This is a genomic window from Pseudanabaena sp. FACHB-1998, from assembly GCF_014696355.1.
In the GTDB taxonomy this organism is placed as follows: Bacteria; Cyanobacteriota; Cyanobacteriia; order Pseudanabaenales; family Pseudanabaenaceae; genus Pseudanabaena.
Map to the genome: position 1 here is coordinate 148016 of NZ_JACJQA010000028.1, position 26073 is coordinate 174088.

Genomic DNA, 26073 nt, shown 5'->3' on the forward strand with positions numbered 1-26073 from the left:
CTGTTCAGACAAGGGGCTTAAGCCCCTTGTTCTATAATTAAGATAAGCGTTAAGGGAAAAAATCATGGTTCAAACTCTCTATGCTTCTAAATTAAGTCTTTATGATGTCAAATCAAGATTTCATCTGCAATATATAGAAGATGAAATCTTCTTTACAGAATGGATAGAAAATTTACCAGATCTTAGTGATCAGGAAAAGCAGCGTTTAGATCAGGTAAAGGCTCATTACATGTATCTATCTGAGCGTCCGATGCTGGAAGTAGTGGTCAAGATGTTAATACTGTCCCCATTACTAGAACTTGCAGGATTTTATGAATCTCCTTTTTTAGTTAGGGCTGAAGAATCAGTTGAAATCGTAGAAGAAGAAGAAGGCGAAATTATTAAAGGACAAATTGATGTTTTGGTGGTACAAAATCAGTTCTGGATTGCTGTCATTGAAGCAAAACGCGCCAAATTTAATGTTATGGAAGCCTTGCCGCAAATCCTTACCTATATGATGGCAGCACCGCATCCTGAAAAGCCTGTATTTGGCATGATTACCAGTGGCGATCATACGCTGTTTGTAAAAGTAAGAAGAGGCGAAAATCCTCAATATGCCCTATCTGACAGCTTTTTCCTGTTTAATCGCGGTAATGCTTTGTATGGTGTCCTGCGAATTTTGAAGCGTTTTGGGCAACAAGCGCTAGTAAGCACCTAAATTTTCAAGTATGATCAAAATAGAGACTGTTGCGCCACCCCTGTCGTGAGCAGCACAATAATTAAACCAATTTAGAGAAAGCCTTAATTATGTCAACTCCTGAAAAATTAAAAGAACGATTTGTCGCGATCGCCAGTAAGCGCGAACTCTTGGTACAGCTATCTCTCAAGGATAATTTGGGTACTTTGAGCATTGATGTGATCCAAGCTTTAGAAGAACTTGATGATCTACTCATTGAAATCAGGAAAGTTTTCCCCGATTGGCAGGACTAAGCAGGATTAAAATTTCCATGCCTCCAAAATTAACTTCCTTCCATTCTCAAGTTAATGTGCAGCGTCAGGTGAAAATTCCTATGCGCGATCGCCTTAACTTAACTGCCGATATCTATCGCCCCAAGGATGTAGAAACACCGTTGCCAGTATTATTAATGCGCTTGCCCTACGGTCGGGCGATCGCCTCCACCTGTACCTATGCTCATCCTAGTTGGTATGCCCATCAAGGCTATATTGTGGTGATCCAAGATGTGCGGGGTTGTGGTACTTCGGAAGGTGAGTTCTATCCATTCCGTAATGAATATGACGATGGATTTGATACGGTGGAATGGTGCGCCAAGGAATTAGAAGGCAGTAATGGCAAGGTGGGAATGTATGGATTTTCCTATCAGGGAGTGACCCAATTTCAGGCGGCAGTCCAACAACCTGAAGGACTAGTTACGATCTGTCCAACTATGGCAACAGCAGATTTATATCATGGTTGGTTCTATTTTGGTGGTGCAGTTTGCCTAGATTTTGATGTAAATTGGGCGTTACAACTGGCGCAAAATCTCGCATGGTATTTGAAACAAGAGCCGCAAGCCACAAAACTTTTTGAAGCTCAAAAACAATCTGCAAAATGGCTAGAGTCTGCGCCACTAAGTGAAATCGAACTATTTAAAAACGCAGAATTTGGCAATTTTGGAGACTTCTTTTTTGACTGGATAGGGAACCAACAACCAAACGATGAATATTGGCAAAAGTTGAATCCTCTCAGTTATTTCGATCGCTATGATTTGCCAGCTTTACACATTGCAGGATGGGCAGATATTTTCATTGAGGCGACGATTAATACCTATCACCAAGCTAAATCCGCGACTAAAAAGCCTCAACATTTAGTAGTCGCACCTTGGCAGCATTTACCTTGGTTACCCAAAGTCGGTGAGATTGATTTCGGTGAAAATGCTGTTTCTAAAGTTGATCAATTACAAATAGATTGGTTCGATTTTTGGCTTAAAGGAATTGAGAATGGGATTAGCGATCGCGCACCAGTGCAGCTTTTCCTGATGGGTAAAAATCATTGGTTAGACCTGCCAGAATTCCCCAAGTCTACTAACATCAAAAATCTCTATCTCTCATCAAACAAACAACTAATTACCCAATCAGCTAACAGCCAACAGCTAACAGCTAATAGCCCATTACCCGATATCTACGTCTACGATCCCCGTAATCCTAATCCCTCCACAAATTATGGATTTTACGATCAGCGTAATGTCCATCAGCGTTGGGATGTCATGGTTTATCAAAGTGATGAACTTGATCAAGATTTAGCGATCGCAGGTATTCCCCAATTCATTCTCTACGCCGCAACCACGGCTCCCGATACCGATTGGGTAATTAAGCTCCTAGATATTTATCCTGATGGCAAGCAAATGCTGGTATCTATGGGAGTGTTACGCGCAAAGTTCCGTAATTCATGGACTGAGCCTAAGTGGGTTGAGCCTGATGTAGTGACTGAATATCGCATCAAATTACGCCCTACTTGCCAAAATTTTGCTACAGGACATCGAATAGGAGTTGCAGTTTCTAGTTCTGCTTTCCCAATCATTGAGCGACATTCTAATACTCAAAAGCTACCATCCGAAGCAACCGTAAGTGATTTTATAGAAGCAACACAGCAGGTTTTTTATGGATTGGAATATCCTTCACATTTAGAATTACCAATTATGTAATCGATAAATTAAGAAGGTGCTTTGCACCTTCTTAATTTATCGATTAATATAATTTCTCCAACCACCGTACTCAGTGATTTCCTTTTGCCCTTCACATAGAAAAGGCTCACCAAGAACGCCTAATACTTCTTGTCCATTATCCAAAACAATCTTGCCAATACATAATCCCGCAGGCTCAGATAGCAAGATTGCCCCCAGTGCATCGGGCGTAATTGACCAAATTTCTAAAGCGATCGCCTGTCCATTTTCGCTCACCCTAAGCATGGCGGGATGGCGATCAGCGATCGTCCATAATCGATAGATTGGCGCAGTTTTGTCTTCTCTGACAAAACTGGCTCCCACCTTCTGTAAATTATCATTTAATTCCAGCCCACGCATCAAAGTGCCATTAACTGCAAACTCAATCATAGAAATTATCAGTAGTGCTAACTATTTAAGAACAGACAGCGCAAAGCTTCGCCCATCGTTAAATAATATAGCGCGTTGCTTTTGAGGATTTTGTATTTTTACTTATTGTCAAACTTAGATTTGTCAGTTATATTGTGTACAAGCTTGAAAAAGCCTGTGATGCCAAGCATTACTAAACAAATAACAAACATTTAGATAGACAGGAGGTGATGCCCATGCAATCAGATAGTAGTAACGGTAAACGTATGGGTCTTCAGGTTTCCGAGCTGTGTGCTGGGGCTGTTCTGTAAGGTATTTAGTTGATTATCTCTAGTTCGCTAGTTTAATTATCTAGTAACCCTGAGATCCTTCCAGCAGTTGACTGTGACCTAAAGATCCTAAAGTATTCCGAAACAAAAAGACCTAGTCAATGACTAGGTCTTTTTGTTTTTAGGCACTGGTGAGGAATAAAATCACATCGCCTTCTTGAACGACATATTCTTTCCCTTCACTGCGGAGTAGTCCCTTAGAACGCGCCGCACTCATTGATCCTGATTCTATAAGATCTTTAAATGCTACGGTTTCGGCACGGATGAAGGCTTTCTCAAAATCAGAGTGAATCACCCCTGCGGCTTGGGGTGCTTTCATGCCAGCATGAATTGTCCATGCTCTAGCTTCTTTGGGCCCAACTGTGAAGTAGGTACGCAGTCCTAAAAGATGATAGGTAGCCCGAATTAGAGACTTCAATCCGCCTTCCCTTACACCCAAGGACTCTAGATAGTCTTGACGTTCTTCGTCGGGTAATTCTAATAACTCGGCTTCAACTTGAGCCGAAACGATAGTTACTTCAGCATTTTCTGTGGCGGCGATCGCCTTGACCTTATCGACAAACGCATTGCCTGTGGCTAAATCATCTTCAGCGACATTAGCAGCATAAATTGTAGGCTTGAGAGTTAACAACTGAAGCACAGAAATGGCATCTTTTTCTTCGTCGGAGAGATTAGCGAGACGAGCGGGCTTACCAGAATCTAACACTTCCCGAACTTTTTCTAAGGCAGCTAATTCCATCTTTGCTTCGGAATCATTACTGCGAACTGCTTTGCGAGTACGATCAATACGACGCTCTACTTGTGCCAAGTCCGATAGAGCTAGTTCAAGGGTAATGATTTCAATATCACGAACGGGATCAATCGATGCTTCCACATGGATGATGTCATCATTTTCAAAACATCGCACGACATGCACGATCGCATCGCAAACTCGGATATTTCCTAAAAATTGATTTCCTAGTCCTTCACCCTTACTTGCGCCTCTGACCAATCCTGCAATATCGACAAATTCGACTCTGGTAGGTATGATTTGGGCAGATTTGCCGACTTCAGCAAGAGTAGTCAGGCGATCGTCAGGTACTGACACCGAGCCAACATTAGGTTCGATCGTACAAAAGGGAAAGTTGGCTGCTTCGGCTTTGGCGTTGGCAACTAGGGCATTAAATAACGTAGACTTGCCCACATTGGGTAGTCCGACAATCCCAGCTTTGAGCATGGCTATCTAGACAAAAACTTTTTGACATTGTGCTTATAAATTTTGGCACATATATGTAATAGCAAGTATGTAATAGCAAGAAAGAGAGTTGAGGCGCTAAGCAGGGCACTCGCATAAACAATCAAAGAGAAATTGGTATAGAAATGTAAGGTTTTCTTAGGACATAAAACCCAAAGAGCGAGTTGCGGCGCTTCGTGCTGCAACCCGCTTTTTGGGCTTTGGTTTGTACTAGCTAACTCTTGCTTTGCTATATAACCTTGAAACTCTAATTGGTGTAAGGCTCACTAGGAAGACAGCACGACAATCTGAATTCAAAAGATGAGAGATAGCGCAAAGCATCACCTTTCATCTATAAAAATAGAATCACTAATCAAAATGAATAGTAGAACCTTGTCGAAAAACTCTCCCGATTACCTCTTCGATCGCAGGTTCATTCACCGATAAGTCTAAAATTTCCAACTCCGCCAAAATTTGAGAAACTACCCTCGTTAAATTTTCCCGTGGCACTAGAAAACAAATCGCCTGTCCATCAATTTGGGAAATTTGACCATACTTTTGTAAGCGATCGCGATCGCTAATGGACTGGGCTAGCTCGACGCGCACCTCGCGATAGGGTGCAAAATCATTGTGTAAACCCTCGAGACTACCATCATAAATTAGTCCGCCTTGATGAATTAGCAATACTCGTTTACACAAAGCCGTAATATCCGCCATGTAATGACTAGTCAAGAGAATCGTCGCTTTATAGCGATCGTTATATTCCCGCAAAAATTCCCGCACACTAGCTTGAGCATTAACATCCAAGCCCAGAGTTGGTTCATCTAAAAATAAAACCTGCGGTTGATGCAACAAAGCAGCTAATAACTCCGCCTTCATCCGTTCTCCCAAGGAAAGCTTACGCATTGGCTGGGATAACTTTCCTTCTAGGGCGAGCATTTCTGTTAATTCGCCCAGACGATGTTTAAACACCTTATCGGGGATGTCATAGACAGCAGCATTCATTTTCAAAGAGTCTAGAGCTGGCAAATCCCAAATTAGCTGCTGCTTCTGCCCCATAACTAAAGTAATTTTTTGTAAAAAATCTCGGTCACGACGAAAGGGAATATGTCCTGCAACTTTGATAGCCCCCGCAGATGGATGTATCAGACCTGTCAACATTTTGAGGGTCGTGGTTTTACCTGCACCATTTGCCCCCAAAAAACCGACCATTTCCCCAGATTCGATCGCAAAAGATACATCTTTAACCGCCGCAATAGATCGGTATTGGCGATGCCAAAAATGGCGAATAGTGCCAATCAGTCCAGCTTCTTTAATGGCAATATTATAAATTTTGCTCAAACCTTCGACTGTAACCATCCCTATAGCGCTCTAACCAAGATGCATTCTGATATACTGTCAACAATATCGATGTTTTTCATTGATCGGTTAGAGTTGGATCAACAATTCTGTAAAGACACAATCAAAAAACAGTTAATGTTGATTAAGCAATATTCATAACCTTATCTTATTTTTAGGGTTTTGGAAATTTTATGACTGCATTAGCGAGCGATCGTTTTTAAAAAGCTTAAGTTTTCTGAGGAATTAATAAATTTCCTTGAAAACTCAAGGTTTAGGGCGATCCTATCTGATGCACAACTGGAAAATCAGGAAGGCAGTTATGGTAAGAGTCCTCGTAGTGGACGATAGTTCGATGGTGTTGGAGATGGTCTCGGCACATTTAAAGCAACATGGCATGGAAGTCATAGAGTCTAATGATGGCGCTGATGCGGTGGAAAAACTCAAAACTTTGACACCAGATCTCGTAGTTACCGATGTAGTTATGCCTCGGATGAATGGCTATGAGTTATGTCGTTGGATCAAAAATAATGCCTCTACGAAGAATGTACCCGTGATTATGTGTACAACTAAAAGTGAGGAATTTGATAAATATTGGGGTATGAAACAGGGAGCAGATGCATATTTGACCAAGCCTTATCATCCTCCTGAATTAATCAAAACAATTAAGCAGTTACTTAGCCAAATTAAATAGTATAAAAAAGCAATTGGTGGCGCGATGCGCCACCAATTGCTTTTTTATACTTGTTTATACTATTTACGTTCTTTGAGCTTTGCTGAGGCTGTTTGCTCTGGGTCAATACCTTCAAAGGTGGGGGGCAACCAAACTCGGACCACTAAAAGTACAGCAAGAGCAATTAAAAAAGCGCAGGTAGCCAATATTTGTTTCCAATCAACCTCTAGCAAACCCTTAACAATTACTTCTCGTAAGACCGACACAATCGTAACTTCTACGGAAACCCCTATAGAAACTCGTTGTTCTTGCAGATAAATGATTAACAGACGAAATAATTCTACTAAAATAAGAATAAACAATATATCTGCTGTTATTTCATGGAATTGCAAGTTTGTAAATAAAGAGAGAAAAGTTTGTTTTAGCTGCAATACCATGACGCAGAAAAGTCCAATACACAAGGAAACAGCAATAACATCTTGGACTAGTTCTAAAGTATTGACAATTCGGCACCGCAGAGTTTGATTATGCAAAGGATCAATAGTTTGCTCCTCGTTCCTTTGATGTTCGTTTTTATCAATTAGCTGTTGTAACTTCTGCATTGGTTATTTCCTCTATGTTGAACCCTTGACCCAAACTAACATAGCTTTTGTTTATGTCGCAATTAAAATCCTATTAGAATTTATAATATAATTGATAGAGATGACCTCAACGCATCCATTTGTCAAGCAATATGAATTTTGATTTCTATCTGGGTTGCGCTGTATGGGCTTACAAGGGTTGGCTCGGTGATTTTTATCCCAAAGGTAGTCGCGCCACTGAACTTTTGAAGCTTTACAGCGATCGCTTAGCGGCGGTAGAAGTCAATTCGACTTTTTATGTGATTCCCGATCGCCAAACCGTTGAGCGTTGGGCAAAGGATACACCCACAGGATTTCGTTTTTGCCCGAAATTTCCTAAACAACTAACTCATAATGGTTTGCTTTTGCCCTATATTGAGCAAGCTTCGCATTTTTTAGATTTAATGTCTGGTTTCGGCGATCGCTTAGGTGTAGTATTTGTGCAGTTACCACCTAGCTATAGCCCTGCTAGTTTTGGGGATTTGACTAATTTTCTTACAGCCCTACCAGCCAGCAAATATCAGATTGCTCTAGAAGTACGCCACGCTGACTGGTTTAAATCTCCCCATAGCGATCACCTCAATCAGCTATTACAAACTTTAGGTATTGGTCGGGTATTGCTAGATACCCGACCAATTTATGATTTGCCGTTGGGAGACTTAGCATTAGGGGAGGAGATTGATCACGCCCTATTTCTAGCAGTTCAGCAAGAAAGCCGTAAACCGAATTTACCTTTACTACCTGTAGTCACCGCCCCTTTTAGTATTGTGCGGTTTATCAGTCATCCCAATCGCGACTTAAATATTCGATTCTGGCAAGAATGGACGAATTATTTACAGGAATGGCTAGCCAATGGAACTCAGATCTATTTTTTTGTTCATTGTCCTCGAGAGGAGCGATCGCCCCATAATGCCAAATATTTTCAAGAAATGTTAGAAAAAGCGAATATTCCTGTTCCTCCATTGCCTTGGAATGCTCTCGCTATACCACCAGAGCAACTAACTTTGTTTTAACACTCCAACTGACGGTACAAGTATTGCTTGGCAAACTTGTACCGTCAGTTGGGGTTTGAGCGCTTAGCTATAGCAGCAAATTCTTCAGGTGTATTGCAATTAACCAGCATCGACCTAGGTGCATTTTCTATTTCCATTACCTCTTGATTCGCTAACCATTTTTGGAATGATCTTCCTCCATTTTTAATAAATTCTTTCAGCGAATCTCGACATTGCCATCGATAAAATCCACACAAAGGTTCCCATTGCTTTTGGGAATGCTGATCTACAGAGCGAGGTAAATAGGCGATCGCCCTACTCGGTAAGTCCCTTAACTGAGATACCCAAGTTTGTAAAATTTCATCCTGAAGATTTGGCAAATCGCAAGCTAGGAGCAATATCCAATCGGGTTGGTAGGTCAAAGAATTGGCGATTGCTTCCATTCCCTGCCAAAAACCAACTAAAGCTCCATCAAACTTTTGATCAATTACCAATTGTGGAGATTGCGAAATAGTTCGCGTGCTTTCTGGAGAAATCGTCAAACTCGCGATCGCTTCTTGAAACTGTTTCTGACTTCGAGCCACAATAAACATCGAGTCACTTACGGTTAAAGCTGTGCGACAAGTTTTAGCTAAAAGAGATTCTCCATTAAGCTCTAATAGGGCTTTATCCCTCCCCATTCGGGAACTTTTTCCACCACATAAGGCGATCGCGATTACCAACGCAAATTACCCTTAATCCTGAAATCAATTCCAGAACCACCCGTACCTAACTGCATCTCAATCGCCGCCAAGCTCTGGGGAATTTGATATCGAAATAAAACCCCAAAGACTGAAGACTGCTCGCGACTATCAATCCCCTGATTAATATCTCTAAAATTTTTAATAAACAAACCTGCTGTCCAAATAGAATTTAAAGCTTGCGTCGCTTCCAAAGACCAATTAAAATTCTGATCGTATTCTAAACTTCCCCGAAATCGCGTTCCCCCCATCATATCTAGCGATCCTTGCAAAAATCCAATAGTACGAAGGTTTGAGCCTTGAAGTACTAAGCCAGTACCAGGAGTTAAGGAGATATTCATTCCCTGTCCCTGACGACCATAGGTGTAGGAAAATATCAAAGTTCCCGCATTGTTATTATTAATAGAACTATTCCAATTCAGTCTTAGCACAGGAGAGCCTGTAGTGATAGCAGTGGCTATTTTCTTGCTCTCATCCAATTCAACTGAACTACTCGACCAACTCAAAACAGCATTGACAAAAGCTCCGAGAGAAGGTTCAGGATTTCCCAAAGTATTATTGGAGACGTTACCTGCTTTATTTGGCGAAAGATTGAACCACAAGCCAGATGAAATCCCATAGTTGAAATTGTCGACGGAACCTGACCAATTTGCTTCAATACTAGGCAATGAGATATAGCCTAAATAACTGGAAAATTTTCCCGATTGAGTGGCTTTTTGAGTTAACTCAATGCGATCGAAGGCTAAAACTAGCCTTTTAATACCCGCAGGAATAGTAGCAAAAATAGGATTAGAGGAATTAATATTTTGAACAAATTGCCGACCATCGGGAGCAGTTAAAATAATTTCGGAAGCAAAGGCTGAACTAGGCTGAAATCCTGTCTCATTCCGAGGAATCAGCGTGCCAATAAAAGTTAAAGGGCCAAAATCCTGAAAATTGGTACGCAGTTCTGAAACCACCGTATCGCCAAAAACAATATCATTAATCTCTTGGTCAATAAATTGAACAGCCCTACGGTACAACCCCGTTCTCACTTGAAATATGTCCGAACTGGTAGGTCGAATATCACTAGAAACTGTAATGTTGCCAGATATCTGCTCTAGCGCACTAGAAAGATTGCTATAAAAAAGATTTGAATTTAAGCGCTGATTAATTTGCTGCCTTTGTTCAGAAGTGGATTTTGTAGATAGAGAGTTGAATTTAGCCTGTGAATCTCGTAATCTTTTTGCCTCATCAATCCTATCTTGAATATTGTTTGGAGCTATTCCTAAAAAAGTACTACCCAACAACATCCCCACTGTACTATTTAAACTCTGCGCTCCATCAACTTTTCCGCGATCGAAAGAATAGGTTAAGGATGCGCCGATATTGACAAATCTATTACTATAGCTAGCTTTTATTTCTTCCTTGTCATAGGTGATAAGAGACTGATTTACAGGACGACTCGCATATATCCTTTCCCATGAACTAAAACTTGTTTGTGTAGTAGTTTGCACGGTCGGATTTCTAGCACCTAGATCAGACCAAAATAGGGAATTTAAATAATAAAACTGTTTTTCTCCCTTTTTGAGGTTAGGATTAGTCAAAATTTGTAGGAGATCGAAATTATCAAATTTACCATCTTGGAGAATTTTGACTCCAGGTAAAGATGTAAATCCACCTAACTTTGACTTTGCAGATTGGGAATTAGAGCTAATATTAAATGCTAATCCTAGTGCGTCCAAACCACTAGGCGAAACTACCGAGTCTAGAGCTAACGGAATAGCTCCATTATCAAATAGAGCCTGAAGGTTTACTGTCGGAAATCCTTGAATTACTTGAGGAGTATTTTGGGCTTCTAAATTTCCAAAATTAGAGGAACCACCTTGAGGATTATTGGTTGAACCAGTTCCTATCAAGGTTACATTTGGTCTATTAAGATCGAAACCTGAATTGATCGTAATATTAGGTGCTGGTATCCCAGGTGGATTAACTGCTTCCGCAGCCGTTGATTGAACAGAAAGGGTTCTTGGATCAAGATTGTTGGTAATTAGTGGAAAGTTCTCAGGTAAAGATGTAACAACTTGAGTTCCTGTTAAAGCACGCGAAAAAGTGATTGTTGAATTAAAGCTAATGTCCGTCCCATCACCTTGATGCAATATTCCTGCTTGATATCCTTGAGTTTCGATCGCAATTTCGTTATTTGGCAGCACCCAGTAAAACTGATCGGACTTAGGAAAATAACCGTAAGTTAATTTAATAACAACTGGATTTTTACTAGCAAATCGGATGTCAGAATCCAGATAACTCTCTGAGTTATTGGGACTAAAAATAGTTGGCGGAAAAGTTAAGCGATCCGTGGGATTAGTTAGCCAAGGATAGCGAGCCGAAGTAGTACTGATGGCAAAATTAACAACCTCATTAATTTGTTCTGGCTTAAGAGTATTTGATTGTTGATCGACCTTGGGAGGTTCTTGAGGAATTACAGGTAAGTTTTGTTGTATCTGATCGGGAATTTTACCTGGATCAATAGGAATATTTTGGGCAAAATTTTGTCCAAAAACATCATTTTGTCCAGCAAATATCCACAAAAAAATTGCTGCCGCACTCCCAATTTTGACAGAGTGTGCCTTAAATTGGGTCATAATTTGCCAGTATTTTTAAATAATATAAATAGGTAAAAATCAAGAAAAATGAAACTAACTAAATATATCCCAAGCTATTCAAGTCCATTAATTCCTGCGCCCGCCTTAATTAAAGCCGCCGCCGCCTCAAGTTGTCTGGACGTAAGAGCTGATGGATTACCACTTGCAGCCTGAAGTAATATGCTTGCTGCCGCCTGTGTAAAGGAATTTGCGGGACCAGCGGCTGTAATTGCTCCTCCACCTAAACTTAGAGACTCCAGAACTTTTTCTCCAGATGTCAAAGTAGTGTATGTAGGTAAGACAACAGTCGTACCCGAATAGTAAAAACCAGATGGCAGAGAAGATTCAGCAGAGATAGTAGTTATAGGTCCTGATACAGATGAGGTAAGAACTGATGTGGGGGTTATTGTGTTAGATATAAGATTTCCTGCCGTATCAAAGTTGTTTGTAACGGTATTAAAAGTGGCAAATGTTTTCGTTTCTCCATTGGCGAATACTGCTGAAGCAGAGATTCTAGCTGTTTGCGCTGAGATGCTTTCAACATTACAACTCAGTACAATTACAGATATTAATGTTAAAAGGTTTTTATTTTTAATGGATTTCATGGTTTCATACCATTCTTAACTAAAATAAATACAGTCGAAACATTATAAGCGTTTATGGGGCTTATTTCTAAATTAATATTTAACTTTAACTAATTTTTGGGTCACTAAATATTTCAATTGATTAAGATCTTTCGTGTAAGTCAAATCGGGATTTTCCCTCTGTATTTTTAAAATAATTTTAAAAATATAGAAATTGTCATTTTAGGTAATCTTTTGTCTTACATGAATTTGATTGTTAATCCTTGGAACTTATAGTTAAGCTTTTGGAGCCAGCGTTATTTGTCAATAAAATCCGTACAACTTGATTAGTTTTAACCAAATAAATACCCTAAGAAATTGATCGATAAACTTGAGTCAAAATCTTAGGGTTTTTGTAGTTAAACAAACTACAAAGATAATAGTAATATCATCTTTGTAGTTTGTTGATCATCAGAAATGTGTCAACTAGTCTAGACCATTAACGCCAGCACCAGCCTTGATGATTGCGCTGATGAATTCAATGTTAGAAGAGTTATAAACGCGAACACCACCTTGTTGGAACTCAGCACCAGTTGCTGTGGGGTCAGCAGCAGCAGCAGCAGAGGTTAAGACAGTAGCAGCAGCAGCAGTGAAGCTAGCTCCAGGAAGAACTGTAACAACACCATTAGAACCCACTGACAAAGATTCAACAGCAACTGAGAACCCTTGCAAGGAGAATTGAGGTACTACGATCAAGTCTGCATCAGTGATGCTAGCTTTTGTCACAGGAGTACCAGGAGTCAAAACAGATGGATTTGTAGTCTTGTAGAATGCTCCAGCAGGAAGAATAATTTCACCACTAACGGTAGAAGTAAAACCAGCAGGGGTAATAAAGGTAGCAGAAGAAGAAAGACCACCAGCGAATGCAGGTGCTGCACTAACAGCTCCTACTAGTAAAGCGCCACCGATTAGACCAAGAGAGGATAAACGCATTATTAAATCTCCAAAAGATTTGGTTGTGTTTTTGTGTAAGTAGATGCTAATCGTGAGGCTTCTACTATTAGCAGTAATCTCACGAAAAGTTATATGTGTTTTACAATACTATATCAAGGTAAATATACTGCAAGTTGCACATATTCAAATCATATATCAAGATGTCACATCCGTAAACAAAAAAGTGACTTTAATTATTTAATAAATATTAGATACTTAGGTTCATAAAAGTAACAATATGTTTAGTATTTAGCCTAGGATTAACATTAAAAAAATTTTAATTACAAGATGAAATCCAGAATTGATTAGATTATGAATATTGGGAACGGGTAGCTAGACATAAATTTAAAAACCTATGGCACAATCCCCGCTTACGCCACAGGTTAGTATCAAGAAAATACGCTTGTATGGCTTTGGTCAATTGTATTAGGAAAAATCAAAGCCAGAATAGGAGTTGCGATGCGAAGCGACGCAACTCCTATTCTGGCTTTGGGTTCTAATAAGAATGGCAACAGTTATATTTCTTGCGTCTTAATTTACTTGACTAAATTTATATATTTAACTAAACATTAATACTTCCTACTGAGTCAATAAGCAATGCGCGGATTATTCGCTCCGTAGGAAGTAGCTTTAAGTAAAACTACTTATCTAATTGAGGGATAGTAATTTAATAAATAAACTATTTAAAAAATTGAATTAAGTATACTCAAGAATTCACGATCGCTGTTTCTAAACTATCATCAGAATTTGGGAGTGTAGGAGATTTTAAGTAACCCATTTTTGGAAAAAACCGCCCTACTGACGAAGCATAGATTAAATAACTATCTCCGTGAATTTTAATTAGGGCTTGCTCTTCGTAAAGTGTTTGCAGATAAATGAGTAATGAGAACTGGCAGCATCCCATTAGCAACCAAGGGCAAGGACTCGTAAATAGATAAGAAAATAAGGTTAGAAGCATCCCACTATAAATAGGATTACGGCTAAATTTGAATAGTCCGCTTTTGACAATAGCGGTGGGTTCTGGATCTACGCCCATTCTCCATGAGATTCCCATTTGGGCTTGAGCAGTAACGGTCATTGTCAAACCAATAGCTAGTAAAGTCCATCCAAATATCTTTACATTAGAGGGGACTTCCCAAACACCTAATGCATTTTTCCCTAATAGAGCGTAACAAACTGCCCAGACACATAATCCTGTCATGTAGATAGCGATCGCTGCACCCACCAACTTTTGAATAGGATCGCGGTTTCGGCTGAAAGCCATAGCGAATGTACCTGTTCTTATCCAAAGGCGAATTAGAGGTAGAACGAAAGCTATCAAGAAAAATGCTAGGACACTTAGTGGTACTGATTGATTCATTAAGTTATCTAATAGAAAGATTGGCTTGGCAAACATATAAACAAAGTAATTACAAATTGTAGAGATTAAAGATATTGCAGATAATCTAGACCAATAAAAACAAGACTAAATAATATTTTGTAACTGCGCTGCCGTCATACAAAAACCAACAATTAAGCAGACTTCCACTCCCGAACATACTACAGGACCAGCTACACACTGTGGAATAGCCCCACCGACAAACATCACAATACTGCTAACGAGTAACCAAGGAGAACCTACTTGTTGCCAAATCGCTAAGCCAATTATGCCTACTAAAATAGTTGTGATGATAGAAGGAATTGGCAACATCTTGTAAGCACTATTTGTATAACGCAAAGTACCTTCAAACCATACTTCTTTTGGCTCAAATTTTCTGTAGTAAGTTACAATCTCGGCGGCGATTAAGCTAATCACTAAGAAGCAAACACTGAAAATAGACAATGGCTGAAAAGCCCATTCCATATGACTTTGGAGGCAAAAACTGAAGGCTGCAAGAATAGATAAAGGTGTTAATAAAACATGCCCCATAAAACGAGGATGACTTAATTTTAAAAGGGTTTTACCTTTGCCAATTAAGCTACCTACACTCACAATAAGGTTGTCATAGGCGATCGCAGTTATTACTAAAATCAGGATAACTAGACCTATTTGATGAGATTGATAATAAAGATAATGTGCCCACGCTAATAAAAATAAATGACATACCGTATAAAACGGATATAGGAACATTGCCATCTTAGCCCCCTTAGTGCTAATAGTTAAGTCTTTACCTTCAATCTTTTATGAGACTGAAAATACACTACAAGAGCAAAGGTTTATCTTGGTGCATTTGTTCACAATACTCATACTATCTAAACATTTAGACACAATTATCTAAACATATTGTAACGTTTGATATACAGAATATTTTCACTTATCGGATTAAAGAAATTTGTATGAGAAAGCAGTACTAAATTAATTCATGTTTTACTCTGACACGATAAGTTTGCAAGAACTTATCGTGCTTTAGGGAGATTTTTGCTTGATTAATATGAAGCTCTTGAGTTCTGATCTATAGATCGAAAGATCTAAAGGAAATATCATGTTATGTATCGTATTACTCGTAAATTTATTGAATTAAGCTAGCTCTATAGGAAGTTATGAGCTAGTCCTCCGCGACGGTTCCCACCAAAAGAAATATTTCTACAACTTCTTGCGTTGGATATTGATGATGAAATTTATTACTGCATCTACATTGAACTTATGAATACCATAAACCCTTGAAAATTGCTATATATTACATAACATTTCTTGAAAATGTAGAGTTTTCTTGATTTCTGCTAAAGTATCAGAGAAAACACTTAATTAAGTGACAATTCCCCAGTAAATCAACGTTTTAATCTATGGAAAGTCTTAAAGATAAAGTTCTGATACCACAAGAAGAGTTGAGTAAGCCAAATGACTTAACAGTACTCAAAAACTTTTGGTATGGAATTGAACATAGTAGTAATGTTTCTATTAAGCCTAAAACCATTTCTTTTATGGGACATGATTTAGTTCTTTATCGAGGAAGTGAAGGACAAATAATTGCATTAGATGGTCGCTGTGTTCATAGAGGTACGGAATTAGCCGCAGGATGGGTAGAAGGTAATTGTATTCATTGCCCTTATCATGGTTGGCGATACGAAGCTAATGGTACTTGCAGTCATATTCCTGCTAATCAATTAGGTGCAAGCATACCCATACGGGCAAAATTGCGATCCTATAAAGTGCAGGAAAAATATGATTTAGTTTGGCTTTTTTGGGGTGATTTACCCGTAGAAGATTGTCCAGAGATTCCCCCCTTAAATGAATTCCAACAAAAAGGCTGGCGATCGGTACAGGGTGAGTTTACTTGGGATGGTCATTACACAAGAGTAATCGCGAATACAATTGATATGGCTCATGCTCCTTTTGTCCATGCTTCAGCCTTTGGGCGTAAAGAAGCCCCAGCCGTTCCATCTTATAAATTAGAAGCTGGAGAATGGAGTGGGAGCGGATTCATTAATTTTGATACTAAGCCTGCCTATTCTCTAAAACTTATTCTTGGTACCGATCATCCGTCTGGGGTTTTTCGAGCCACTTTTTACATGCCAAATATTACGAGAGTAGATTTGCAATTTGGAAAGTTTCAATTTGTTTTATTTCTCTTGCACATACCCGTGAATGCAACTAAAACCATTACAAAGTGGTTACATATTCGCAATTTTGTGACTACACCTTTAGCGGATTATTTTATGCGTCGAGATGTAGTTAAAACATTTGTTCAAGACAATGAAGCGGTTAAAATTCAGGCGGGGGCTGCTCCTTACGATCTGACGACTGATATTCATGCTCCTTCGGATGCGCTGGAGTTGGCTTATCGTAAGTTTTTTAATCGAGCCGCAGAAATGGGATGGATTAGTTAGACAATTCTCGTTAGATAAAAAGTGTCAGCCGTTAAGCGGCTGACACTTTTTTTTGTTGGAGTCTACTTGTAATTCTCAGGAAGCAACTTTTGTAATTGAGTATTAGTGTAATAAAAACTGAGAATGCGATCGTAAGACCAACCCATACGAGCCAAGTTATAGGAACCAGTTTGGCTCATCCCCACTCCATGACCTAAACCTCCACCAATAAAGTTATAGCCTGTTAAAACCTGATTTTGATAAATGGGTTCTAAGCGAAAGAAAGTACTGTCGGGAGGATCAAAGGCATCAATGATTTCATCTTTTTTAACAAGAATTTTTCCTGTATCCGTAATCGCTTCCATTTCTAGAACTCTACCTGAAGTGGCTCTTTTAGTTACTCGCAACTGTTTAATGGAATTAAAGTTAGTGATATTGTCTCCTGAGAAGCGTAAAAACTTTTTGAGAGAGATTTGCAATTCATCTAAGGAGCCACTTTTGCTCCAGCGTAAAGTACGCCAGCCCACCTCATTAAATCCTTCTTGACGGTCTAGAAATGCCTTTAAGTTCTTATCAGCAGAGATATTTGCCGATCGCTGATTTTCAGGACGTTTAGCAAGATCTAGAACTGACACTAGATAAGGGCGAGGGGTTCCATCCCATAGATCGTTATAGTTGGCGGTAATTCCGCCTGTCGTTGAGGAATAGAGTGCATCGATTACCCGATTGTTGTAGGTTAAAACTAACCCTCTGGTATCGGCAATAGCGCGATCGGCAACTTCGGTTGTATTTTCTAAGCCTCGATAGACTTGGCATTGTGTATCCGCGCACAGTTCATAATTATCGGCTTTAAAGCGATGCAAACTCGCTAAGACATAGGTTCTTGCTAATATCGCTTGGGCTTGAACTGCGGCATAGGGAGCGTTGTAGCCAATTTCATGGGGAACAACTCCGCGCACGTAGGTTTCTAAGGGAACCTTATTTACTAGCGTAAAACTTTGATGGGCATTGGGTTGAAGATTAAGCGTTCCTGCATAAGGACGATTACTAATTTCTGCCTTATTCTCACGCTGATAACTAACTTCCACAATTCCTGAACTACTGCTCACATCTAGCCGATCGCGATTGTATTTAAAGTCTCCCACTGTCCATGAGGCGATCGCTTTTTGAGGCAAAATACGGCGATCGAGTTGTACCGTCAGATTACCTTGCGATCGCAGGGTATAAAACATCAAATAGCGCAACAGCATCGAGTCATAGACATCACGCTTTGCCCAGACTTGCCAACGCCTCGGCTGAGCGATTTCCGTTTGAACGCCTTTCTCATTCCAATGGAACGCACTCGCGTCAGCATTCTCAAAACTTCGATGATTGCTCAGAACCAACTTCTCTTCGAGAATTGGCTCCGCTAATGGCTGTGGTGTTATGTCGATTACTAGGCGATCGCTGGTTAATGTTTGCGTACTTTTACCGTCGGCTGAGGGAAAGGTGAGAGTTAACTTGCCGCCAGATGGAGCTTTGAGGGTGAGCCGATCCTGTGGTCTTTCGCCAAAACGTTGGACTATACCAATTTTTAGAACGGGATTAGAATCCACTTGAGCTTGGACAATTTCGCCTGCCGTCAGCGTAAACGAACAAACAGTCACAATTACAGTTTGGCGAAATATACCGAGAGTTTTTAGCATGTCAAGCTCAAAATGTCAGAAACCTTAGACATTTTATACCAAAACATAAAATGGCTACGCCATTTTATGTTTTGGTCACTTGCATTAGGACAAACCAAAACCCAAGAAGCGAGTGGCGGCGTTTCTTGGGTTTTGGTTTGTCCTAACAAGACGGGCTAAAGCTATAGTTCAGCTTTAGCGAAAGTGGGGAGGGCGTTTGTATTTACGCAATACATCCACCTGTTGACGTTTAGGCGGAAACCACGATCGCCAGACCCAAACTAAAATATTTTCGAGAGTCTCGGCTAGTTCGATCGCCGCTTTACTGACCTTTTGCAAAGGGGATAACTGGCGAGATGGACGGCTAGATCGTTTTGGGGAAGATGGTTTTGAAGATGGCTTCGTAGCGACTTTGCGAGTTTGAGAGGAACGCCGATCTCGATTGGGTGGGTTTTGGCCGGAGTCTGAAGTCGATCGCTGCAATCTATTTGCACCAGTTCTTGGTGGAGGCGATTGGCGATAGCTTTGCTGTGCCAGATGGGTTTCGAGTTCGGTATGAGTAGGAATGTTGTAGAAATCAGCATCGGTTTCGTAAATTTCGACGCGGCGTTTGGGGAAATTGGGTAAATCTATTTGGGCTTTAGGAAGATCGAGTATAGGCTGTTCGCTTAATAGTTCCGCAACTGGCTCTAATTGGGGAACTTCTTCTACTAAGCCCTGCAATGTCCAATTGCGTTCCGCCTTCGCGCCACCCAGTCGCAAGCAATTTCCTGCATGATCGAGAACTAACGCTTTACGTCCACCCTTGGGGCGTAAACCCCGACCGAGCATTTGCAAATGGAGCGCTACGGATTTCGTAGGGCGACAGAGTTGAATAACTTCGATTTCGGGAACGTCAAAGCCTTCAGTAAACAAATTGACATTGCAAAGGACTCTGGTTTCACCACCACGAAAGCGTTCGAGGATGGCTTGCCGTTCTTTGGGGACAGTTTCGCCATCAATATGTTCAGCAGCAATACCTGCGCTTCGGTAACGTTCGGCGATCGCTTTGGAATGGTCGAGATTAATCGCAAATACGACACAACGTTTTTGATGGGCATGGCGCAAATATGCATCGACGGCACAACCAGCCACATACCGGCGATCAATACGTTCTGCTAAGTCAGCCGAATTAAAATCGCCCCCTGCAATCCGAATCCCTTCTTCTGTGGGTAAAAAGCTTTCAGGGGCAAGTACGTCATAATCTGCGAGAAATCCACGCCAAATCAATTCTGATACAGAAGGACCCACGACTAATGCTTCGTAAAGGCGATCAAATCCTCTACCATCTAGTCGCGAAGGTGTAGCCGTCACGCCCAAAATTAAGGCTTCAGGAAAATAGCTCAAAATCTTTAAATAGCTTGGTGCTAAAGAAAGGTGGGCTTCGTCAACAATTACAAAGGTGATCGCACCTAAGTCTATTTCTTGTTTTTCGAGGCGTTTCACTAAGGTTTGCACGGAGGCACATTGCACGGGATGCTCGAGGTGCATGGGTTGATCGGCTTTGATGATGCCAACAGGCGATCGCAATGTTTTCTCTAGAGTATTTTTTGCTTGCCAGAGCAGTTCTTCGCGATGAACTAATAGGAGAACACGCTGATGGCGATCGTAAAAATGTTTGGCAAGTTCGCTGAAGGTTCGGGTTTTGCCTGAGCCTGTGGGCATTGCTAGCAAGATCGCTCGCTTGCCGAGCCGCCAAGTCGCATAAATATCGTCGATGACCCGTTTTTGATAGTCTCGTAACTCAGACATCGCACGCCTCAAAAAAATTCCTAGTATTATGCCAGAAGTTTCCTAAAACGCATCAAGGATTTTAGTCGGTCTAGTAACAGTCTTGTAGATAAAAGCTGATGAAGCTCAAATTATGTAAAATAGGAGCTACGCATTTGTGCATTTTTAATCTTTTTATGGTTTTTGATGTTCAACATGAAGAAGTTTTACAATGGATAAATTAACTCTATATCGCCAACATATTCAGTCAATTTTAACGCATCACTGTCAACTCGATCCTGTTAGTGAAGCGATGGAAACTTATACTGTATTTGATACAGAAGGTGATCACTATCAAGTGATTAGTGTGGGTTGGGAAGATGGATTTCGTATGTATGGTTGTCTAATTCATGTGGATATTAAAGATGGAAAGATTTGGATTCAATATGATGGAACTGAGTATTCAGTTGCCAATGAATTAAGCGATCGCGGTGTACCTAAGCAAGATATCGTCTTGGCATACCATGCGCCCTATGCAAGAAAATACACAGAGTTTGCTGTGAGTTAGATACTTTTACATGCTGAAGAAATAAGTATGTCCCGTTCATTGATTCTAAATCTGAGAGATTGGGTGTAAAATCGAATTGTTAACGAGGTAATTACTATGAGTCAATATGTTTTACCTCGCATTCAGTCTCTACAAGAAAGGCTGGAGAATTTAAAAAAGCTTGTCAATCATCAATTGTTGCCGAACTCTCGCAAGACTACTTATATCAAGGGCTTATGGAAAGATTTGGAGATAAGTGAAATAATCTTACAGATGCTAAAAGAGCCATTTTTAAGGATGTTAATAATTGGAATGATTAGAAATTAGATGGATACTTATTTGAATGACCCTAACTACAACAAACAGCATTAACTTGATTGAAGTTGCAACGGATTTGTCTAAACCTGAGCGAATCGATCGCTTTTTAGCACATCACCTCGCCGAACTATCGCGATCGCGAATACAAACATTAATTGATGAAGGCTATGTCACCGTTAATGACCTTCTTTGTAATAACAAAAAGGACTTAATCAAGGCAGGCGATCGCATCCAGTTAATTACTCCTGCCGTCGAACCCCTCGATTTAGTTGCCCAAGAGATTCCCTTAGATGTTCTTTATGAAGACGAACATTTGATTGTAATTAATAAACCTGCGGGCTTAGTCGTACATCCAGCCGTAGGACATAGCGATGGAACCTTAGTAAACGCCCTCTTAGCCCATTGTAAAGAACTTTCAGGCATAAATGGAACTCAACGTCCGGGCATCGTGCATCGTTTAGATAAAGATACGAGTGGCGTGATGGTAGTGGCGAAAAGCGATCGCGCTCATCAAGATTTACAAGCACAGATACAGGCGAAAACGGCTCGGCGGGAATATTTAGGAATTGTGCGGGGAGTTCCGAAAAGTCAATTAGGCAGCGAATCGGGAATTATTGAAGCAGCGATCGCTAGACATCATAGCGATCGCAAGAAAATGGCAGTAATGGAAAATGGACGTAGAGCCGTCACCCATTGGCAAATCAAGGAACGATTAGGAAATTACACCTTTGTTAAATTTGATTTGGAAACTGGGCGTACTCATCAGATTCGGGTACATTCTGCTTATATGGGCTGGGCGATCGCAGGTGATCCTGTCTATGGAAGTCAAACCAAAGAAGTTTCTCAATACCTATCAGGACAAGCGCTCCACGCATGGCGACTCACGTTTACCCATCCAATTTCAGGCGAATTAATAGAAAATGTTGCGCCTTTACCCGAAGGCTTTGAGAAGTTATTAGATTCTTTGCGCCGTAGGAAATAAAGCCAAAGCACAAAATGGCTAAGCCATTTTGGGTTGTTAAAACCTCTTACTCTTTTCCCACCGAAAGATTAGCTGTGCCGCGAAAAAAGCAACGCTTTATTCATCTAAAGACAAAGCCAACTGATAAATTTGGCGGCGTGGTAAATCCGCTAGTTCGGCTAATTGACGACTAGCATCCGATCGCGAAATTCCCGATGCAATCAAACTCTGTAACTCATGCAAAATCGTCTCTTCCGTCCATACAGGCTTTTCACTAGGTTTTGCACCTTCTAAAACCAGCGTAAATTCTCCTTTAGGCGCATGAGTTGTAAAGTAAGCGATCGCCCCTTCTATCGAACCTCGCCAAAATTCCTCATGGAGTTTTGTAAGTTCCCTTGCGATCGCAATGTGACGCTCAGCCCCCAAACTTTCCGCCAAATCTTCAAGGGTACGCAATAAACGATGGGGGGCTTCATAAAGAATCATCGTGCGCGTTTCCAATCGCAGAGTTTCTAAGCGATCGCGACGTTCCTTTTTATCCGTCGGCAAAAATCCATCAAATCCAAAATGCTGGGTGGCAAAACCCGAAGCCGTCAAAGCCGCAATTCCCGCCGTAACCACAGGAATCGGTACAACCCTTATTCCCGCAGCAATGCAACCCTGCACTAGTTCTACTCCAGGGTCAGAAATTGCAGGCATCCCTGCATCACTAACTAAGGCGATCGCTATGCCTTGCTGTAACTTCTCCACCAACTCAGGCGCGCGCTTATGGGCATTATGTTCGTGATAACTAGTTTGAGGAGTATCAATACCAAAATGGTGTAATAACTTACCCGTATGCCTTGTATCCTCAGCCGCAATTAAATCGACCTGTTTAAGCGTAGCGATCGCCCGAAAAGTCATATCCTCCAAATTGCCAATTGGCGTTCCCACCAAATAGAGAATTCCTGAAGCTTCCATTAATTAATATCCATATATAGCAACCCAATATTTTTGTTAAAAGTGTTGGATTGCAACACTTTTAACAAAAATATTGGGTTTTATCTAACGCCACTGTTTATTTTCTAATTCGCGAACCTGACGCTCAAGGCGATCGATTCTTCCCCGCAATTCATCCATTTCATTTTGACGCGGCACACCCAAATCCTGCATCACATTACGAATCTGGCGCTGAATTAAAGTCTCCAAATTTCCTTGCTCTGACTTTAAACGACTAGCAATATCATTGAGAATCTCAGAGGCTTGCTCTGGATCGACTTTGCCATCTTTGACCCAATCTTCACTTGCTTCTTTTATTTTTTCCAGCACAATCGATGTTGTACCAACACCAAGCATTAATAACTGCTTAAGCAAATTATTGCTATCCATAAACCTATACGATCCCTAGAGATGATCTATAGCTCCATCATACTAAAAAAAGTAGGAGCAATTCATGAATGGCTCCTACTTTTAGGATGGGTTACATCTTAAATACCTTGCTGGTTGCTATACTTTAAGCTGCTCTAACTTCACAAAAAATTTTCAGGTAAGTTTATTTATGATTCGTGCTGTAATCGAGACCGCTAAGGGAACCATGCGTGCTGAGCTTGATGACCAATATGCTCCCATTACTGTGAAAAATTTCGTAGACCTAGCCAAGCATGGTTTTTATGATGGGCTGACCTTTCATCGCGTCGAACCAGGATTTGTAATTCAAGGTGGTGATCCCCTTGGCAATGGCACTGGCGGATCAGGCGATCGCGTCCAATTAGAAATCTGGGCTGAAGGTGATAGCGAAGCCACGATCGGCAAAGTTTTGGCAGGCGGCAAAAAGCCAGTAATTAAGCATAACAAAGCTGGCATTTTCTCAATGGCACGTACTCCCGATCCTAATAGTGCCACCAGTCAATTTTTTATAACCCTTGGCGATGCATCGTTTTTAGATGGTCAATATGCAGCTTTTGGGTACACCGCAGACACAGAAGTAGCCCAAGCAATCCGTCGTGGTGATAAAATCATCTCTATCAAAATCGAAGATTAACAAAAAACAAAAAAAGATGGCTCACGCTGGGCGTGAGCCATCTTTTTTTGTTTTTTGTTAAACGAAAATCGCGATGGTATTAACCTACGAGGCTAGAAATTGCCGATTGCAAATCACTTAAAACTTGGGAAGAGCTATTGCCGTTAGACATCGTTCCTAAATCTTGAATTGCTGCCTCTAATTGGGGACGTAATGTATCAACAATATCTTGCACAGGACGTAATAATTGTTCCTGAGCGTTGATTTGACCCACTAGCTCAGCAACGGTTTTAATGCGTTCCTGATACTGAGATTCCGCCGCTTTAATAACTTGCTCTTGCTGTGAATGCTCTTGGGTTTGTTTACCAAGCATTTCCTGCTGTTGCTGGGTGTAATTGCGTACCGCGTCAATCTGACCTTCCATTTTACGCAATTCTTGCTCTTGGCGATTTTTTTGAGCTTCGATTTGCGATAGCAGGGGCATTAAACTTTGGGCGGCATTTACTTCAACAGCAATTCCCTTACGGCGATCCAAAATTGCCTTTTGCTGATTAAGCAAAGACAATCTTTCTTGCATACCTCGTCTCATGCCTGAAACGCTTTCTTCAAGAAGCTTATATTGTTCTTCGGCAAATTCCTTATTACTTTCTAGTTCAATTCGCGCAAATTGATCGGCTGTTTCGACCTGACTTTGCAAATCGGCAATTTCTCCTTCTAGTCCAGCCAACTCATCTTCTTGAGCGCCAATATAGTTAGTTAACTTATCAAAGTCTGATTGCAGAGCCTTAATTGTGGACTCTAATTCCTCAATAGGCATTGATTGTAAGCGATTTTCCTCCTCTGGGCTGAGGACTTCCATACTTCCTGGTCCACCAAAGGACTCGATCGCATTGGAAGTTTGTTCGTAGAGATCTATTTGAGCTTCTAGCTGCACCCTCGACAAAGCCATATTATTTTCTTGTAGCTTTAAGATGCCCCGTTGAGCCTTAAGCTCGGCTTGAGCATCAGCTAAAGCAACTTGAGTTTGCTGCCATTGAGTTTTGCGGGCATTAAGCTCTTCGCTCGATTTATTAAGAAGTCCCTTTTGTTTTTCAGTCTCACTTTTGAGGGCATCCAGATTTTGCCAAAAGCCCGTAAGTACTTCTTGGCGCTTATTAATTAAGTCCAGAGCGCTATGGATTCTATCTCTAAGAGAATCGGGATTTGTAAATCCAGAAGATAATTGACCAATTAATGTTTTTAGATGCTCAGCTTGATCAGAGGTAAGCGCCGCCGCCTTGGCTTCAAAATGCCCACGTTCTGCTTCTATGGTTTTTCTTAACTGATCGATCTCACTTCGCTCTTTTGCAAACTTTTCCTCAAGTTCCTCAATTTCCTGTCTTCGAGTATCAAGGTGTTCTAGTTCTAATTCTTTTTGTTCTAATTCTTGCTCGCGACGATGTAACTCTTGGCTTTGAAAATTAAGAGATTGCTTCCACTGCTCAACTTCTTCCTCAGCGGATTTATACTTATCCTGCGATCGCGAGAAAGCTTGAAGGAGGTTGACAATTTTTTTAGAAGCATCTTGGACACTTTGGACTTGGTTACTGCCTGTGACTTCGGCAATGACCATTTGACCATCTTTAAAATCTTTGGCTTGGCTAGAGTCTTGAATTGGTAAAGTTTGCTCATTCGTAATCGGCTGCCAAACATTTTCACCCGTATTACGTGCTAATAGACGGACTGACGAATTACCACCTAATCCAAAAGCTGCTTGAGTTTTTTGAAGTTCCGCTAAGTACTGCACGCTGAATATACTCCTATTTTGCTGATGCTAACTTTCAGATTGACATGACGAAAGAGCAAAAACCCGTCATTGAAAATACAAAATAGCCTAGATCCTCATCTCATACTACC

At 40.7% G+C, this 26073-nt stretch carries 24 protein-coding genes; 9 read left to right on the forward strand and 15 right to left on the reverse strand.

Annotated elements, in window-relative coordinates; genetic code table 11:
* Positions 1 to 64: 64 nt before the first annotated feature.
* The 3 genes from H6F42_RS12140 to H6F42_RS12150 all read left to right on the forward strand — a co-directional run bounded on the left by H6F42_RS12140 (position 65) and on the right by H6F42_RS12150 (position 2681).
* The gene (locus H6F42_RS12140; protein ID WP_190399626.1) at positions 65 to 697 is read left to right on the forward strand and encodes a type I restriction enzyme HsdR N-terminal domain-containing protein; all 633 of its coding nucleotides are present in this window, start codon (positions 65 to 67) and stop codon (positions 695 to 697) included.
* Positions 698 to 786: 89 nt separating this feature from the next.
* The gene (locus H6F42_RS12145) at positions 787 to 969 is read left to right on the forward strand and encodes a hypothetical protein (protein WP_169364980.1); all 183 of its coding nucleotides are present in this window, start codon (positions 787 to 789) and stop codon (positions 967 to 969) included.
* Positions 970 to 986: 17 nt separating this feature from the next.
* Positions 987 to 2681, forward strand: coding sequence for a CocE/NonD family hydrolase (locus H6F42_RS12150; protein WP_190399627.1), 1695 nt, complete (start codon positions 987 to 989; stop codon positions 2679 to 2681).
* A 36-nt stretch (positions 2682 to 2717) separates the two neighbouring features.
* Here H6F42_RS12150 and H6F42_RS12155 read toward each other — a convergent pair whose 3' ends face one another.
* From H6F42_RS12155 to H6F42_RS12165, 3 genes are all read right to left on the reverse strand, one after another.
* Entirely contained in the window at positions 2718 to 3089 is a 372-nt protein-coding gene (locus H6F42_RS12155) for a glutamyl-tRNA amidotransferase (RefSeq protein WP_190399628.1), read from the reverse strand.
* Positions 3090 to 3518: 429 nt separating this feature from the next.
* The gene (ychF, locus tag H6F42_RS12160; protein WP_190399629.1) at positions 3519 to 4613 is read right to left on the reverse strand and encodes a redox-regulated ATPase YchF; all 1095 of its coding nucleotides are present in this window, start codon (positions 4611 to 4613) and stop codon (positions 3519 to 3521) included.
* A gap of 366 nt (positions 4614 to 4979) precedes the next feature.
* Positions 4980 to 5975, reverse strand: coding sequence for an ATP-binding cassette domain-containing protein (locus tag H6F42_RS12165; RefSeq protein ID WP_190399781.1), 996 nt, complete (start codon positions 5973 to 5975; stop codon positions 4980 to 4982).
* A 295-nt stretch (positions 5976 to 6270) separates the two neighbouring features.
* On the opposite strand from H6F42_RS12165, the gene H6F42_RS12170 reads away from it, so the two are divergent.
* Entirely contained in the window at positions 6271 to 6642 is a 372-nt protein-coding gene (locus tag H6F42_RS12170; RefSeq protein WP_190399630.1) for a response regulator, read from the forward strand.
* A 59-nt stretch (positions 6643 to 6701) separates the two neighbouring features.
* On the opposite strand, the gene H6F42_RS12175 is transcribed toward H6F42_RS12170, so the two are convergent.
* The gene (locus H6F42_RS12175) at positions 6702 to 7223 is read right to left on the reverse strand and encodes a phosphate-starvation-inducible PsiE family protein (protein ID WP_190399631.1); all 522 of its coding nucleotides are present in this window, start codon (positions 7221 to 7223) and stop codon (positions 6702 to 6704) included.
* A gap of 131 nt (positions 7224 to 7354) precedes the next feature.
* Here H6F42_RS12175 and H6F42_RS12180 point away from each other — a divergent pair, with 131 nt between their 5' ends.
* Positions 7355 to 8254 carry a DUF72 domain-containing protein gene (locus tag H6F42_RS12180; RefSeq protein WP_190399632.1) on the forward strand — a complete coding sequence of 300 codons (900 nt, stop codon included), beginning with the start codon at positions 7355 to 7357 and terminating at the stop codon, positions 8252 to 8254.
* 44 nt (positions 8255 to 8298) lie between these two features.
* On the opposite strand, the gene H6F42_RS12185 is transcribed toward H6F42_RS12180, so the two are convergent.
* The 6 genes from H6F42_RS12185 to H6F42_RS12210 form a co-directional block, all read right to left on the reverse strand.
* The gene (locus H6F42_RS12185) at positions 8299 to 8955 is read right to left on the reverse strand and encodes a molybdenum cofactor guanylyltransferase (RefSeq protein WP_277873858.1); all 657 of its coding nucleotides are present in this window, start codon (positions 8953 to 8955) and stop codon (positions 8299 to 8301) included.
* A complete protein-coding gene (locus H6F42_RS12190; protein ID WP_190399634.1) occupies positions 8949 to 11597 on the reverse strand; it encodes a hypothetical protein in 2649 nt (882 codons plus the stop codon). The genes H6F42_RS12185 and H6F42_RS12190 overlap by 7 nt, the downstream gene beginning before the upstream one ends.
* 74 nt (positions 11598 to 11671) lie before the next feature.
* Entirely contained in the window at positions 11672 to 12202 is a 531-nt protein-coding gene (locus H6F42_RS12195) for a hypothetical protein (RefSeq protein WP_190399635.1), read from the reverse strand.
* A 444-nt stretch (positions 12203 to 12646) separates the two neighbouring features.
* Positions 12647 to 13153, reverse strand: coding sequence for a hypothetical protein (locus tag H6F42_RS12200; protein ID WP_190399636.1), 507 nt, complete (start codon positions 13151 to 13153; stop codon positions 12647 to 12649).
* Positions 13154 to 13859: 706 nt separating this feature from the next.
* Positions 13860 to 14417: an isoprenylcysteine carboxylmethyltransferase family protein gene (locus tag H6F42_RS12205; protein ID WP_190399637.1), complete on the reverse strand. Its 558-nt coding sequence runs from the start codon at positions 14415 to 14417 to the stop codon at positions 13860 to 13862.
* Positions 14418 to 14618: 201 nt separating this feature from the next.
* A complete protein-coding gene (locus H6F42_RS12210) occupies positions 14619 to 15269 on the reverse strand; it encodes a hypothetical protein (RefSeq protein WP_190399638.1) in 651 nt (216 codons plus the stop codon).
* A 647-nt stretch (positions 15270 to 15916) separates the two neighbouring features.
* Here H6F42_RS12210 and H6F42_RS12215 point away from each other — a divergent pair.
* Positions 15917 to 16960 carry an aromatic ring-hydroxylating dioxygenase subunit alpha gene (locus tag H6F42_RS12215; protein WP_190399639.1) on the forward strand — a complete coding sequence of 348 codons (1044 nt, stop codon included), beginning with the start codon at positions 15917 to 15919 and terminating at the stop codon, positions 16958 to 16960.
* A gap of 62 nt (positions 16961 to 17022) precedes the next feature.
* Here H6F42_RS12215 and H6F42_RS12220 read toward each other — a convergent pair whose 3' ends face one another.
* A complete protein-coding gene (locus H6F42_RS12220; RefSeq protein ID WP_190399640.1) occupies positions 17023 to 18624 on the reverse strand; it encodes a SpoIID/LytB domain-containing protein in 1602 nt (533 codons plus the stop codon).
* 174 nt (positions 18625 to 18798) lie between these two features.
* Entirely contained in the window at positions 18799 to 20394 is a 1596-nt protein-coding gene (locus H6F42_RS12225) for a DEAD/DEAH box helicase (protein ID WP_190399641.1), read from the reverse strand.
* Positions 20395 to 20584: 190 nt separating this feature from the next.
* Between H6F42_RS12225 and H6F42_RS12230 the strand changes: the two genes are divergently transcribed.
* The gene (locus tag H6F42_RS12230; RefSeq protein WP_190399642.1) at positions 20585 to 20920 is read left to right on the forward strand and encodes a XisI protein; all 336 of its coding nucleotides are present in this window, start codon (positions 20585 to 20587) and stop codon (positions 20918 to 20920) included.
* A 322-nt stretch (positions 20921 to 21242) separates the two neighbouring features.
* On the forward strand, positions 21243 to 22199 hold the full coding sequence (locus H6F42_RS12235; protein WP_190399643.1) for an RluA family pseudouridine synthase: 957 nt from the start codon (positions 21243 to 21245) through the stop codon (positions 22197 to 22199).
* Between the two features lie 96 nt (positions 22200 to 22295).
* Here H6F42_RS12235 and rsmI read toward each other — a convergent pair whose 3' ends face one another.
* Complete coding sequence (gene rsmI / locus H6F42_RS12240) at positions 22296 to 23138, reverse strand: 16S rRNA (cytidine(1402)-2'-O)-methyltransferase (protein WP_190399644.1); 843 nt, start codon at positions 23136 to 23138, stop codon at positions 22296 to 22298.
* A gap of 84 nt (positions 23139 to 23222) precedes the next feature.
* Complete coding sequence (locus H6F42_RS12245) at positions 23223 to 23546, reverse strand: phasin family protein (protein WP_190399645.1); 324 nt, start codon at positions 23544 to 23546, stop codon at positions 23223 to 23225.
* Positions 23547 to 23715: 169 nt separating this feature from the next.
* Here H6F42_RS12245 and H6F42_RS12250 point away from each other — a divergent pair, with 169 nt between their 5' ends.
* Complete coding sequence (locus H6F42_RS12250) at positions 23716 to 24198, forward strand: peptidylprolyl isomerase (RefSeq protein ID WP_190399646.1); 483 nt, start codon at positions 23716 to 23718, stop codon at positions 24196 to 24198.
* A gap of 79 nt (positions 24199 to 24277) precedes the next feature.
* On the opposite strand, the gene hmpF is transcribed toward H6F42_RS12250, so the two are convergent.
* Complete coding sequence (gene hmpF / locus H6F42_RS12255) at positions 24278 to 25963, reverse strand: pilus motility taxis protein HmpF (protein WP_190399647.1); 1686 nt, start codon at positions 25961 to 25963, stop codon at positions 24278 to 24280.
* Between the last annotated feature and the right edge of the window lie 110 nt (positions 25964 to 26073).